This window comes from Micromonospora eburnea (assembly GCF_900090225.1).
Classification (GTDB): domain Bacteria; phylum Actinomycetota; class Actinomycetes; order Mycobacteriales; family Micromonosporaceae; genus Micromonospora; species Micromonospora eburnea.
Window position 1 is genome coordinate 280,480 of sequence record NZ_FMHY01000002.1, and the last position, 13,826, is coordinate 294,305.

Consider the following 13,826-nt stretch of genomic DNA (forward strand, 5'->3'; position numbering starts at 1 on the left):
GTGGGCGCGATCTCCGGAACGTTCAAGGGCTTCGGGGTCACCTTCTCGCACATGTTCAGGAAGGTCGTCACCACCGACTACCCGTTCAAGCCGCCGGTCGCGGCGCCGCGCTACCACGGGCGGCACATCCTCAACCGGCATCCGGACGGCCTGGAGAAGTGCATCGGCTGCGAGCTGTGCGCCTGGGCCTGCCCGGCGGACGCGATCTACGTCGAGGGTGGCGACAACACCGAGGATGAGCGCTTCTCCCCGGGTGAGCGGTACGCCAGCGTCTACCAGATCAACTACGCCCGGTGCATCTTCTGCGGGCTCTGCATCGAGGCATGCCCGACCCGTTCGCTCACCATGAGCAACGAGTACGAGCTGGCCCGGGACAGCCGGCAGGATCTGATCTTCACGAAGGAGCAGCTGCTCGCGCCGCTGCTGCCCGGCATGGAGCAGCCGCCGCACCCGATGCGGCTGGGCGACAGCGAGAAGGACTACTACGTCGGCGGGCTGACCAATCCGGGTACCTCGGCCGGCGCCGAGCGCTCGCCGATGAGCCCGGCTGCGGCTGGCAAGGGAGACACGGCATGACCACGCAGACGGTGCTCGCCGAGGCGGCCTCGGTCTCCGGCGGCGAGGCGGTGACCTTCTGGATCCTCGCGCCGCTTGCGCTGCTCGGCGCGATCGGCATGGTGTGGGCCCGCAACGCGGTGCACTCGGCGCTCTGGCTGGTGCTGACCATGCTCTGCCTGGGCGTGTTCTACGTCCTGCAGGCCGGGCCGTTTATCGGCATGGTGCAGATCATCGTCTACACCGGCGCGATCATGATGCTCTTCCTGTTCGTGCTGATGCTGGTCGGCCGGGATTCCACGGACTCGCTGATCGAGACGCTGCGCGGGCAGCGGACCGCGGCGGTCGTGCTGGCTCTCGGCTTCGCCGGCCTGGTCGGTTCGGGCCTGTTCCGCGCCCTGGAAGGGGTCACCGCGGTCGGCCTGGACAAGCCGAACGCCGAGGGCAACGTGGAGGGCATCGCCCGGCTGCTCTTCACCAAGTACGTCTTCGCCTTCGAGTTGACCTCCGCGCTGCTGATCACGGCGGCCGTCGGCGCGATGGTGCTGGCGCACGTCGAGCGGCGCAAGGAGGACCGGATGGACCAGGTCGCCACGATGAAGGCCCGGTTCCGCCCCGGCAACTACCCCGGCCCGAAGCCCGGCCCGGGTGTCTTCGCCACCTCGTCCTCGGTGGCCACCCCGGCCCGGCTGCCCGACGGCCGGCTGACCGAGCGCAGCATCCCCGAGATCCTGCCGGTTCGGGAGCTGTCCGCGGAGGAGACCTCGCTGAAGGGGACGGACAAGTGAGCGCGAGGAGTGCAGCGGAGCGGAGCCCCGCAGCCGCGAACGAAAGGCGGGCCCGGTGATGAAGGAGTTCTTCTCGGTCGAGCCGAACTACTACCTGGTCCTCGCCGCGGTGCTGTTCACCATCGGCGCGGTCGGGGTGCTGGTCCGGCGTAACGCGATCGTGCTGTTCATGTGCGTCGAGCTGATGCTCAACGCGGCCAACCTGACGCTGGTCACCTTCAGCCGGATCAACGGCGACCTGAACGGCCAGATCATGGCGTTCTTCGTGATGGTGGTGGCGGCGGCCGAGGTCGTGGTCGGGCTCGCGATCATCATGTCGATCTTCCGGACTCGGCGCTCGGCGAGCGTCGACGACGCCAACCTGCTGAAGTACTGAGGGGTCCACCGGTGGATGAGATTCTGATGAAGGCTTCGGCTGCTTCGGCGGACGCCGTCTCCTTCGCTTCGGCGGACGGCCTGCTCGGCAGCGTCTGGCTGCTGGTGGCTATCCCGCTGGTCAGCGCGGCGATCCTGCTGCTGCTCGGCAAGCGGGCGGACCGCTGGGGCCACTGGCTGGGGGTGGGCGCGATCGGCGCCGCCTTCGTGCTCGGCCTGACCTACTTCCTCCAGCTCCGCGGCCTGGAGAACAAGCAGGTCCAGCTCAGCCTCTGGCAGTTCATCACGGTCGGCGACCTCAAGGTGGACTTCGGGCTGCTCTTCGACCCGCTGGCCGCGGTCTTCGTCCTGCTGATCACCGGGGTGGGCTTCCTGATCCACCTCTACGCGGTCGAGTACATGGCGCACGACGAGGGCCGGCGACGGTTCTTCGGGTACTTCAACCTCTTCGTCGCCGCGATGCTGCTGCTGGTGCTCGGCAACAACTACGTGATGCTCTACTTCGGCTGGGAGGGCGTCGGCCTGGCGTCGTACCTGCTGATCTCCTTCTGGTACGGCCGGCCGAGCGCGGCCACCGCCGGTAAGAAGGCGTTCCTGATGAACCGGGTCGGCGACGCCGGCCTGGCCATCGGCATCTTCGTCCTGTTCGCCCAGCTGGGCACCACCCAGTACGACCAGGTGTTCAACGGGGTGGGCGCGCTGAGCAGCACCACCGTGCTGGTGCTCGGCCTGCTGCTGCTCCTCGGCGCGGCCGGCAAGTCCGGCCAGTTCCCGCTCCAGGCGTGGCTGCCGGACGCGATGGAGGGCCCGACCCCGGTCTCCGCGCTCATCCACGCGGCCACCATGGTCACCGCGGGCGTCTACCTGATCGCCCGGTCCAACCCGATCTTCTCGGCCAACAGCACGCTCCAGCTCGTGGTGGTCAGCGTCGGCGCGGTCACCCTGCTGATGGGCTGCCTCATCGGCGCGGCCAAGGACGACATCAAGCGGGTGCTGGCCTGGTCCACGGTGAGCCAGATCGGCTACATGTTCCTCGGCGTTGGCCTGGGCGGCGGCGCGTACGCGCTGGCCATCGTGCACCTGCTGGCGCACGGCTTCTTCAAGGCCAACATGTTCCTCGGCGCCGGCTCGGTCATGCACGGCATGAAGGACCAGGTGGACATCCGCCGCTTCGGCGGGCTGTCGAAGCACATGAAGATCACCTGGCTGACCTTCATGATGGGCTGGCTGGCCATCATCGGCATGTTCCCGTTCTCCGGCTTCTTCTCCAAGGAGCCGATCATCGCGGAGGCCTTCGCGCGGGAGGACTGGACCGCCTGGCTGTTCGGCGGGGCCGCGCTGCTCGGCGCCGGGCTCACCGCCTTCTACATGACCCGGCTCTTCGTGCTCACCTTCCACGGCCCGGCCCGCTGGACCGAGGAGATCGAGCACCCGCACGAGTCGCCGCGGCTGATGACCGTCCCGCTGATCCTGCTGGCGATCGGCTCGGTCGGTGCCGGCTTCCTGCTCTCCACGTCCGTGCCGGACTGGCTGACCGCCACCGCCGGCCTCGGCGGCGAGCACGCGGAACACGAGCCGGTCCTCGCGCACTGGCTGATCACCACGCTCTCGCTGCTGATCACCGTGCTCGGCGTCGGGCTGGCCTGGATGCTGTTCCGCAACGGCACGGCCACCGAGCCGCAGCCGGCCGGCGTGCTGGTCACCGCTGCCCGCCGCAACCTCTACACGGACACCTTCAACGAGGCGGTCTTCGAGAAGCCGGGCATCTTCCTCACCCGGGCGCTGGTCTTCCTCGACAACCGGGGCGTCGACGGGCTGGTCAACGGCCTGGCCGCCGCGGTGGGCGGGGGTTCGGCCCGGCTCCGGCGGCTGCAGACCGGTTTCGTGCGGTCGTACGCGACCTCGATCATGGCCGGCGCGCTGCTCGTGGTGGCGGCGTTCCTGGCGGTGCAGGCGGGGTGGTTGGCGTGATCGACCTCAACGCGGCCGCCCCCGCCGGCGGGCCACGCAGTCACGACGGAGGTAAGGCCGAATAATGTCCAACTTCCCGTTCCTCTCGGTGCTGACCGTGGCACCGCTGGTCGGTGCCCTGGTCGTGGCCCTGTTGCCGCGTCGCCGGCCGGACCTGGCCAAACTGGTGGCGTTCGGCTGGTCGCTACTGGTCCTGGTGCTGTCGGTGGTCATGTGGATCGCCTTCCAGGCCGACGGTGACCGGTTCCAGTTCCGCGAGTCGTACGCGTGGATCCCGAACTGGGGGGTCAACTTCACCTTCGCGGCCGACGGCATCGCGCTGGTCATGCTGATGCTGATCGCGATCCTGGTGCCGCTGGTGATCCTGGCCTCCTGGCACGACGCCGAGTCGTCGAAGCGTTCGGTGCCGGTCTACTTCGCGCTGCTGCTCGTCCTCGAGTGCACGATGATCGGCGTCTTCGCCGCCGCCGACGTCTTCCTGTTCTACGTGTTCTTCGAGGTCATGCTGGTGCCGATGTACTTCCTCATCGGCAGCTACGGCGGCCACCAGCGGCAGTACGCGGCGGTCAAGTTCTTCCTCTACTCCCTGGTCGGCGGCCTGTTCATGCTGGCCGCGGTGATCGGCCTCTGGGTGGTCGGTGGGAAGACCTTCGACTGGCAGGCGCTCAGCCAGGCGAACATCGACGTCAACACCGCTCGCTGGCTCTTCCTCGGCTTCTTCCTCGCGTTCGCGATCAAGGCGCCGTTCTTCCCCTTCCACACCTGGCTGCCGGACGCCGGTGGCGCGGCCCCGGCCGGCGCGGCGGCGCTGCTGGTCGGCGTGCTGGACAAGGTCGGCACCTTCGGAATCCTGCGGTACTGCCTGCCGCTCTTCCCCGAGGCGTCGAAGTGGTTCGCCCCGTGGGCGCTGGCGCTGGGCCTGATCGGCATCATCTACGCCGCGCTGCTGGCGGTCGGGCAGAACGACCTCAAGCGGCTGGTGTCGTACACCTCGATCGCGCACTTCGGGTTCATCGGGGTCGGCATCTTCGCCTTCACCACCCAGGCCGGCACCGGCGCGGTGCTCTACATGCTCAACCACGGCCTGGCCACCGGTCTGCTCTTCCTGGTGGTGGGCATGCTGATCGCCCGCCGCGGCTCGGCGCTGATCAGCGACTTCGGCGGCGCGGGCAAGCTGGTGCCGGTGCTGGCCGCGGTGCTCTTCTTCGCCGGTCTCGCTTCGCTGGCGCTGCCCGGCACGGCGCCGTTCGTCTCCGAGTTCCTGGTGCTGATCGGCACGTTCACCACCAACAAGCCGGTCGCGGTGATCGCCACGCTGGGCATCGTCCTGGCCGCGGCGTACGTGCTGTGGATGGTGCAGCGCACCACCCAGGGCACCCTCAACCCGGCCCTGACCGAGGTGGAGGGCATGCGCCGTGACCTCAGCCTGCGCGAAAAGATCGTGGTCGCTCCGCTGATCGCGCTGATCGTGCTGCTCGGCTTCTATCCCAAGCCGGTCACCGATGTCATCAACCCCGCCGTCAAGGCGACCATGCAGGACGTCGGTCGGACCGACCCCGCCCCGAAGGTCGGTAGCGTCCAGGAGGCCGCAAAATGACCGAGTTGAAGTTGCCGTCGATCGACTATGCGGCGCTCGCTCCGATCCTGATCATGCTGGGCGCGGCCCTGGTCGGCGTCCTGGTCGAGGCGTTCGTGCCGCGGCGTCGGCGCAACCCGGTGCAGCTGCTGCTCGCCCTGGCGGCCGTGTTCGCCGCGCTGACGATGGTGATCCTCAACGCCGACGACCGGCTGCTCACCGCCGGCCAGGCCATCGCGGTGGACGGGCCGACGCTCTTCCTCCAGGGCGCGATCCTCATCCTGGCCGCGATGGCGCTGCTGCTGATCGGTGAGCGGGCGGTCGAGCGGGGCGGGGCCTTCGTGGCCCACGCCGCGGTCACCGCCGACTCGCCCGACGACCGGCGGCAGGCCGAGCGGGCCGGTGGCACCACCGAGGTGTACCCGCTGGCCACGTTCGCGATCGGCGGCATGCTGATCTTCGTGGCGGCGAACGACCTGCTGACCATGTTCATCTCGCTCGAGGTCTTCTCGCTGCCGCTCTACCTGCTCTGCGCGCTGGCCCGTCGCCGGCGGCTGCTGAGCCAGGAGGCCGCGCTGAAGTACTTCATGCTCGGCGCGTACGCCTCGGCGTTCTTCCTGTTCGGCGTGGCGCTGATCTACGGCTTCACGGCGGGTACCCCGGGCCGGTCGGCCGGCGTCGACTTCGCCACCGTGCACGCCGCGGTCGGCGGCTCCTCGTCCAGCCAGGTGCTGCTCTTCGCCGGCATGGCGCTGCTCGCCATCGGCCTGCTCTTCAAGGCGGCCGCCGCGCCGTTCCACGTCTGGACGCCGGACGTCTACCAGGGCGCTCCGACCCCGGTGACCGGCTTCATGGCCGCCTGTACCAAGGTCGCCGCCTTCGGCGCCATGCTGCGGGTCTTCCACGTCGCCTTCGCCGGGGCCGCCTGGGACTTCACCCCGGTGCTCGGCGCGGTGGCGGTGCTCACCATGCTGGTCGGTGCGGTCCTGGCGGTCACCCAGACCGACATCAAGCGGCTGCTGGCGTACTCGTCGATCGCGAACGCCGGCTACCTGCTGGTGGGCGTGCTCGCGCCGAGCAAGGACGGGCTCTCCGGCACGATGTTCTACCTGGTCGCGTACGGCTTCTCGGTGCTTGCCGCGTTCGCCGTGGTGACGCTGGTCCGGGACGCCGACGGGGAGGCCACCCACCTGTCCCGCTGGGCCGGGCTGGGCCGCCGGTCGCCGTTCTTCGCCGCGGTCTTCACCTTCATCCTGCTGGCCTTCGCCGGTATTCCGCTGACCAGCGGGTTCACCAGCAAGTTCGCGATCTTCGCGCCGGCGCTGGACGCGAACCAGACCTGGCTGGTGATCGCCGGCGTGCTGACCAGCATGGTGCTGGCCTTCCCGTACCTGCGGGTCGTGGTGATGATGTGGCTCTCCGAGCCGGGCGAGGCGACCCCGACCGTCGCCATCCCGGGCGCGCTCACCTCCGCGGCCCTGGTCATCGGCGTGCTGGCCACGCTGGCCCTGGGTGTCGCCCCCCAACCGCTGCTCGACCTGGCCACCGGGGCCGCCGAATTCGTGCGATGACAGTGGTTCTCCTCCCGGGGGCCGGTACGCCGTGGCGTACCGGCCCCCGGTCCGTATCCCCTTTCCGGGCAGGTCGAACGGGTGTGGCATGGTGGAAGGCGTGGTGATTCCGGCTGGCGAGCGTTCAGGTGTCACCGGCTCCGGCGGTCGTCGGGAGCCGGAGAGCACGGGTCAGTTCGGCGCGCTCGGCCTGCACCTCGCCGACCCGCGCGTCGAGGCGTCCGTGCTGGGCCTGCTTGAGCAGGTCGAGAGCGAGTTGCGGTCGAGCGTGGCCAGTGCCGACCCGCTCGTCACCGAGGCGTCCCGGCACCTGGTCGAGGCCGGCGGCAAGCGGTTCCGCCCGCTGCTGGTGGCGCTGGGCGCCCAGTTCGGTGATCCGACCACCGCGCAGGTCGTGCCGGCCGCCGTGGTGATGGAGCTCACCCACCTGGCGACGCTCTACCACGACGACGTGATGGACGAGGCGGCCGTGCGACGGGGCGCCCCGAGCGCCAACTCCCGCTGGACCAACTCGGTCGCGATCCTGGTCGGCGACTACCTCTTCGCCCGGGCCGCGGACCTCGCGGCCGAACTCGGCCCCGAGGCCGTACGCCTGCAGGCACGCACCTTCGCCCGGCTGGTGCACGGGCAGATCGCCGAGACGGTCGGCCCGCGCGACGCCGACCCGGTCGCGCACTACCTGCACGTCATCGCCGAGAAGACCGGATCGCTGATCGCCACCTCGGCCCGCTTCGGCGGCATGTTCGGCGGCGCGTCCGCCGAGCACATCGAGGCGCTGGAGGGTTACGGCGAGACCATCGGGATGGCCTTCCAGCTCTCCGACGACCTGCTCGACATCGCCTCAGAGTCGGTGCAGTCCGGCAAGACGCCCGGCACCGACCTGCGGGAGGGCGTGCCGACCCTGCCGGTGCTCTACGCGCTCGCCTCGGACGACTCCGACGCCGCCTCGGTGCGGCTGCGGGAGATCCTGGCCACCGGTCCGCTGGTCGACGACGCGCTGCACGCCGAGGCGCTCGGCCTGCTCCGGGAGTCGCCCGCGCTGAAGCGCGCCCGGGAGACGGTTCGCGGCTACGCCGAGGACGCCCGCGCCCGGCTGGCCCCCCTACCCGACACCCCACCCCGCCGCGCCCTCGAATCCCTCTGCGACTACATCGCCGACCGCACCTCCTGACCCCCACCCGGGCGTGATCGTGTCCATGACACGCCGGGGCAGGGCGACAACCTCGTGATCACGCGAGTGGGGCCGGGCCCGGGGTGGTGGGGCCGGGCAGGAGGCGGGCGCCGAGGAGCATGAGGAGGGCGGCCAGCAGCATGGCGATCGCGGCCGTCGCCCACATGGTCGGGTAGCCGAGCTGGCCGGCGACGGTGCCGAGGCCCAGCGGGCCGAGGCAGCCGCCCGCGTACACCCCGGTCTGGGTGATCGAGGTGGCGGCGGCCGGCGCCTGCGGGTGGAGCTTGACCACCGCGAAGTTCATCAGCCCGGGCCAGGCCCAGCCGAGCCCGAAGCCGAGCACCACGCCGGCCACCAACGGCCCGGAGCCGGCCAGGGCCAGCAGGGCCAGCCCGACCGCGCCGACCACCAGCATCCCGGCGATCAGCGCGATGTGCCCGGTCTCCCAGCGGTCGGCGAGCCAGCCGGCACCGACCCGGGCGACCACGCAGACCGCGCTGCCCAGGGTCAGGGTGAGGCCGGCCAGGGCCGGGGACAGCCCGCGCCCGGCCGACGAGTCGACCACGAAGGTGCCCAGCGCGTTCGCGGCGGCTGCCGCCAGGGTGGCCGCCAGGCCGACCACCACCAGCGCCAGGCCGGCCCCACCCGCCCGCCCGGTGGCCGACCGCCGCCCCGGATCGCGCTCCGCCCCGGGCACGGCCGGCAGCGCGGCCAGCGCCGCCGCGGCGGCGGCCACGAACGCCCAGCGCCAGCCGGCGGTCAGCGCGATGGCGGGCACCGCCACTCCGGCCAGCAGGGTGGAGACGGGGATGGCCGCCTGCTTCACGCCGAAGGAGAGCCCCTGCCGGTGGGCGGGCACCTGCCGGGCCAGCGCCGCGTTGCTGGCCAACTGCCCGAGCGCGTTCGCGGCGGCGCTGAGCCCGAGCAGGCCGACCAACACCGGGTACGACCGGGCCAGCCCCGCCACGGCCAGCAGCGAACCGGCGGAGAGCAGGACGCCGGCGCGGGCCACCCCGGCCGGCCCGTACCGCTCCACCAGCACGCCGGAGGGGACCGACGCCAGCGCGCTGATCCCGAAGTAGACCGACACGGCCAGGCCCAGCCCGGCGGGGGAGAACCGAAGATCGTCGCCCATCTGCACGGCGAGGCCGCCGACCAGGAAGACCGGCAGCACGCAGGCGATCGTGGTGGCCACGGCACCCGCGCTGACGCGGATGGTGGGCCGGGACGCGGGGGGTGCGGGACGCAGCGCGGTGTCGGTCATGGTGCGCCAAACCTACGTCGGTCACAGTTTGACAGCTGATCGTGTCTGTCGGTGTACGGACTGTGCCCGGTGATCTGGCATCCTCGACCCGAACAGGCATTTCGCACCCGGCCTGTTTTTCATATGGTGTAAGTCCCCGGCGGCGGAGGTGGTTGTGCGCGACCCCTTGGCGGAACCCTCGGACCTGATCCGAAGTGTCTCCCGCGCGCTTCGAGTGCTTGAGTCGGTCGGCCGTGCGCCGAGGGGGCTCACCGTCAAGCAGATCGCCCGTCGGTGCGAGCTGACCGTCGCCACCACGTACCACCTGGTGCGCACCCTGGCGTACGAGGGCTACGTGATCCGGCGGGAGGACGGGACGTACATCGTCGGGTTGGAGGTGGCCGACCGGTACCGGGAACTGGTGACGGCGTTCCGGGGGCCCCCGGCGGTCGGCGAGTCGCTGCGGCGGGCGGCGGCGGACACCGGCTGGAGCCACTACCTGGGCCGCTTCGTCGGCGGCCAGGTGGCGGTCACGGCGGTCGCCGAGGGGCCGCGCTCGCCGTACCTGGAGGACCTGGTGCCGGGCTTCGACGAGGGGGCGCACGCCACGGCCCTCGGCAAGAGCCTGCTCGCCACGCTCACCGCCGACCAGCGCGTCCGCTACCTGCGCGAGTACGGCATGCGCCCGTTCACCAACGCCACCCTGACCACCGCCGAGGCGTTCGAGGCCGACCTGGCCGCCGGTGACCGGCGCGGCATGCAGCTGGAGCTGGGGCAGTTCCGCCAGGGGGTGGCCTGCGCGGCCGTGCTGGTCACGCCGGACAAGGACATCGAGCGCCGGGTGGTGCTGGCCTGCGCGCTGCCGGCCGGCGAGATGATGACCTCCGCCCGGGTGGTTCGGGCCAAGCTGCTCAGCGCAGCTCGCGCGATCGCCGACGGCCTCGCCACCGAGCACTGACCCCGGTGATGCCGAAGGGCCCCTTCCCGGCGGGGGAAGAGGCCCTTCGGGGGCGGTCCAGCGCCGAACCGCCCGGAGGAGAGGTCAGCTGCCGATCGGGCCACCGTCGAGGCGCCAGGTGACCACGACGCCCGGCTTGGCGAAGTCGCCGTCCGGCCAGGTGGAAGCCGGGTTCTCCACCGTCGCGCCGGTGATCTCGCCCGGGTGCTGCACCGCCACGAAGACCGAACGGTTGTCCTTCGTGATGAACGGGCCGCAGGTCTCCGCGCCGTACGGCACGGTGAGGAACTGCTTGAGGTGGCCCCGCTCGGGTCCCTCCAGCGCGGTGGCGAAGAGGCCGTCGTTGCTGCCCAGGGCGTTGCCGTCGGTGGCGATCCAGAGGTTGCCGGTGGCGTCGAAGGCGACGTTGTCCGGGCAGGAGATCGGCGACACCTTGCTCTTGTCGTACCCGGCGAAGTGGGTGGACGGGTCGGTCGGGTCGCCACAGACGATCGGCAGCGACCAGGCGAAGGTCTCGGCGGTGTTGTCGCCGCGGTCCTCGACCAGCTCCAGGATCTGCCCGTGCTTGTTGAGGTTGCGCGGGTTGGCCTCGTCGGCGGCGGCCTTGCCGGACTTGCCCCGGTCGGTGTTGTTGGTCAGCGCCACGTACACCTTGCCGGTGAGCTCGCTGGGCTCGACGTCCTCCGGGCGGTCCATCTTCGTCGCGCCGACCCTGTCCGCGGCGAGGCGGGTGAAGGTGAGCACGTCGGCCGCGGTCATCCCGTCGACGTACGAGCGGTTGCCGCTGACCAGCTTGATCCACCGGCCCCGGCCGTCGAAGGCGCCGTCGGAGGGGAGCTTGCCGGTGCCGTCGATCTCGGCGGCGCTGTTGCCCGCCAGGGCGGCCACGTAGAGCGTGCCGGATTCCAGCAGGGTCAGGTTGTGCCGGCGGGCCACCGTGGAGCCGCCCGACATGAACTTCTTGTCCGAGACGAACTTGTAAAGGTAGTCGAACCGCTCGTCGTCGCCCATGTACGCGACCACGCGGCCGTCCTTCGCCACGATGACGTTGGCGCCCTCGTGCTTGAACCGGCCCAGCGCGGTGTGCTTGCGCGGCCTGCTGTCCGGATCGAACGGGTCGATCTCGACGATCCAGCCGAACCGGTGCACCTCGTTCGGGTGCTTCGCCAGGTCGAAGCGCTCGTCGGCACGGTCCCACTTGCGGCTGCCGCTCGGGTACCGCACGTCGGTCGGGATGCCGTACCGGGCCAGCTTGGGCTTGAGCACCTCCGGCGCTCCGTCGCCGCCGACGAAGTACTGGTTGAAGTTCTCCTCGCCGGAGAGCACCGTGCCCCAGGGGGTGACCCCGCCGGCGCAGTTGTTCAGCGTGCCGACCACCGTACGGCCCTTCGGGTCGGCGGCGGTGCACAGCCAGGCCGAGCCGGCGGCCGGACCGGTCAGCTCGAACTTCGTGGCCAGCGCGGTGACCCGGCGGTTGTACTTCCGGCCGTTGCGCACCGGCCGCCACTGCCCGGTGCTCTCCACCCGCTCCAGCTCCACCACGGACATGCCGTGCGCGGCCATCGCCACCCGGATCTGCTCCACGGAGAGCGCGTCCAGGCCGGTGAAGCCGGGGAACATCAGGTCCTCGTTGGTGTACTCGTGGTTGACCACGAGCAGCGCCCGCTTCCGGTCGATCGGCAGCACGCCGACGAAGTCGTTGTTGTAGCCGAACTGCATCGCCTGGGCGGCGGCGGTCTGGCCGTGCAGCTCGAACGCGGGCGCGCCCGGCACGACCGGGTCACCCCACTTGATCACGACCGCGTGGTCGTACCCGTTCGGGACGACCAGGGTGTCGAGCCGGTTGGGCGGGATCGGCTTGAAGGTCAGCGCGCCGCTGCCCACCCCGCCGTTCGGGGCGGCGGCGCCGGGAACGGCCGGGGCGGCGGGCGCGGCGGCGGCCGGGGCCGCGCCGGCCAGGGCGCCCGCGACGGTCCCGCCGAACCCGAGGACCAGGGCGCCGACCGCGCCGGCCCGCACCACACCGCGGCGGGAGACCTCGGCATCGACCAGGTCCCCGAAGTACGGGTTGTCCGAGGGGTTCGGCACCGGGTGGTCGCAGGCGTTGCCGCAGCGGTACAGGCAGGTCATGGCGTCGCGGCTGCCGTGGCGGGTGGAACCCAGCAACGGGAGCAGCCGGGGACGGTCGCTCATGAAAGGGCCTCCTGGTAGGACGTGGGTGGCAGGCCGGGACGCCCGCCCGCGTACGGGCCGGAGGCTGCCAGGGCGCGGTGAGCTGAGATCGGCCCGGACGTGAACCGGATGTGAACAACTGCGCGGCGGGCGAGCCGGGCTGAACCGAACGGCGACATCGCACGTATCCACGGGCGAAGGCATCCTGGACCCGCGTACGGGAGCGAGGAGACCGCCATCAGCGACCACGACGCCCAACTGCTACGCGCGCTGCACGACGAACACGCCGACGCGCTCCTCGCGCACGCCCTCCGGCTGGTCAACGGCGACCGGGCACGTGCCGAGGACCTGGTGCAGGAGACGCTGCTGCGGGCCTGGCGGCACCCGGAGTCGCTGGACCCGGGGCGGGGCTCGGTCCGAGCCTGGCTCTTCACCACCGCGCGGAACCTGGCCATCGACGCCTGGCGGCGCCGGTCCGCCCGGGTCGGTGAGGTCTACACCGACGAGCTGCCCGAGCCCGCCGGGGCGGTCGACGAGGCGGAACGCGCGGTGGAGGCGTGGACCGTGGCCGAGGCGCTGAACCGGCTCAGCCCGACCCACCGAGAGGTGCTGGTCGAGTGCTTCTATCAGGGGCGGTCGGTGGCGGAGGCCGCGGCGCGGCTGGGGGTGCCGCCGGGCACGGTGAAGTCACGCACCCACTACGCGCTGCGGTCACTACGGTTGGCGCTGGCCGAGATGGGGGTGACCGAATGACCCGCTGCGAGTTCGCGCACGACGACGGCGCGTACGTGCTGGGTGCCCTCGCTCCCGCCGAACGGGCCGCCTACGAGCGGCACCTGGCCGGCTGCGCCGCCTGCCGCGAGGCGGTGGCCGAGATCGCCGTGCTGCCCGGCCTGCTGGGGCGGCTCGACCCGGCCGGGCTGGCGGAGTTCCTGCCGTCGGCGGCGGAGACCTCCCGGGTGCCCGCGCTGCTCGACGCGGCGCGGGACCGCCGGCGCCGCGAGCGGTCGAGGTCCCGACGCCGATACGCGCTGACCACGCTCGCCGCCGCCGTCCTCGCCGTGCTGGTCGGGGTCGGCGGGGCGGCCCTGTTCCGCTCGGCCGCCCCGCCCGCTCCGCGGGTGCCGGTGGCCGCGATGCGACCGGTCGCCGGCCCGGCCCCGGTGCACGCCGAGATCGGGCTGACCGACGCCGACTGGGGCACCGAGGTCACCATGCGCTGCGGGTACGACCGGCAGCCCGGGCACCGCGAGGCGTACACCTTCCGGCTGGTGGCGTACGGACCGGACGGCGCGACGGAGCAGGTCGGCTCCTGGCTGGCCGCTCCCGGCGACGACGTGCGGTTCACCGGCGTCACCCGGTTCACCCGGGGCGAGCTGGTCCGCCTCGAACTGCTGCGCGCCGACGACACCGCCGTGCTCGCCTACGACGTCCGCTGATCCGCCG

Annotated in this window: 12 protein-coding genes; 10 read left to right on the forward strand and 2 right to left on the reverse strand. The window is 71.5% G+C overall.

Going from position 1 to position 13,826, the window contains the following annotated elements:
• The 7 genes from nuoI (at position 1) to GA0070604_RS01635 (ending at position 8,007) form a co-directional block, all read left to right on the forward strand.
• Positions 1–576 (forward strand): NADH-quinone oxidoreductase subunit NuoI, encoded by a 576-nt coding sequence (gene nuoI / locus GA0070604_RS01605; protein ID WP_091112973.1) that lies wholly within the window; start codon positions 1–3, stop codon positions 574–576.
• On the forward strand, positions 573–1,343 hold the full coding sequence (locus GA0070604_RS01610) for an NADH-quinone oxidoreductase subunit J (RefSeq protein WP_091112977.1): 771 nt from the start codon (positions 573–575) through the stop codon (positions 1,341–1,343). The genes nuoI and GA0070604_RS01610 overlap by 4 nt, the downstream gene beginning before the upstream one ends.
• Before the next feature lie 58 nt (positions 1,344–1,401).
• Entirely contained in the window at positions 1,402–1,719 is a 318-nt protein-coding gene (gene nuoK / locus GA0070604_RS01615; protein WP_091112981.1) for an NADH-quinone oxidoreductase subunit NuoK, read from the forward strand.
• A gap of 26 nt (positions 1,720–1,745) precedes the next feature.
• On the forward strand, positions 1,746–3,689 hold the full coding sequence (gene nuoL, locus GA0070604_RS01620; protein WP_091112984.1) for an NADH-quinone oxidoreductase subunit L: 1,944 nt from the start codon (positions 1,746–1,748) through the stop codon (positions 3,687–3,689).
• 64 nt (positions 3,690–3,753) lie between these two features.
• The gene (locus GA0070604_RS01625; RefSeq protein ID WP_091112988.1) at positions 3,754–5,286 is read left to right on the forward strand and encodes an NADH-quinone oxidoreductase subunit M; all 1,533 of its coding nucleotides are present in this window, start codon (positions 3,754–3,756) and stop codon (positions 5,284–5,286) included.
• Positions 5,283–6,836: an NADH-quinone oxidoreductase subunit NuoN gene (gene nuoN, locus GA0070604_RS01630; RefSeq protein WP_091112992.1), complete on the forward strand. Its 1,554-nt coding sequence runs from the start codon at positions 5,283–5,285 to the stop codon at positions 6,834–6,836. Before GA0070604_RS01625 ends, nuoN begins: the two co-directional genes overlap by 4 nt.
• A gap of 88 nt (positions 6,837–6,924) precedes the next feature.
• On the forward strand, positions 6,925–8,007 hold the full coding sequence (locus tag GA0070604_RS01635) for a polyprenyl synthetase family protein (RefSeq protein ID WP_091112996.1): 1,083 nt from the start codon (positions 6,925–6,927) through the stop codon (positions 8,005–8,007).
• Positions 8,008–8,065: 58 nt separating this feature from the next.
• On the opposite strand, the gene GA0070604_RS01640 is transcribed toward GA0070604_RS01635, so the two are convergent.
• Complete coding sequence (locus GA0070604_RS01640; protein ID WP_091112999.1) at positions 8,066–9,271, reverse strand: MFS transporter; 1,206 nt, start codon at positions 9,269–9,271, stop codon at positions 8,066–8,068.
• 154 nt (positions 9,272–9,425) lie between these two features.
• On the opposite strand from GA0070604_RS01640, the gene GA0070604_RS01645 reads away from it, so the two are divergent.
• Positions 9,426–10,208: an IclR family transcriptional regulator gene (locus tag GA0070604_RS01645; protein WP_091113003.1), complete on the forward strand. Its 783-nt coding sequence runs from the start codon at positions 9,426–9,428 to the stop codon at positions 10,206–10,208.
• Positions 10,209–10,292: 84 nt separating this feature from the next.
• Here the strand turns inward: GA0070604_RS01645 and GA0070604_RS01650 are convergent, their stop codons facing one another.
• Positions 10,293–12,401 carry a PhoX family protein gene (locus GA0070604_RS01650; RefSeq protein ID WP_091113008.1) on the reverse strand — a complete coding sequence of 703 codons (2,109 nt, stop codon included), beginning with the start codon at positions 12,399–12,401 and terminating at the stop codon, positions 10,293–10,295.
• Positions 12,402–12,638: 237 nt separating this feature from the next.
• On the opposite strand from GA0070604_RS01650, the gene GA0070604_RS01655 reads away from it, so the two are divergent.
• Together GA0070604_RS01655 and GA0070604_RS01660 are read left to right on the forward strand one after the other, a co-directional pair.
• The gene (locus GA0070604_RS01655; protein ID WP_244162142.1) at positions 12,639–13,133 is read left to right on the forward strand and encodes a sigma-70 family RNA polymerase sigma factor; all 495 of its coding nucleotides are present in this window, start codon (positions 12,639–12,641) and stop codon (positions 13,131–13,133) included.
• Positions 13,130–13,819, forward strand: a complete 690-nt coding sequence (locus GA0070604_RS01660) for an anti-sigma factor family protein (protein ID WP_091113014.1) — start codon at positions 13,130–13,132, stop codon at positions 13,817–13,819. The genes GA0070604_RS01655 and GA0070604_RS01660 overlap by 4 nt, the downstream gene beginning before the upstream one ends.
• The last annotated feature ends 7 nt before the right edge of the window (positions 13,820–13,826 follow it).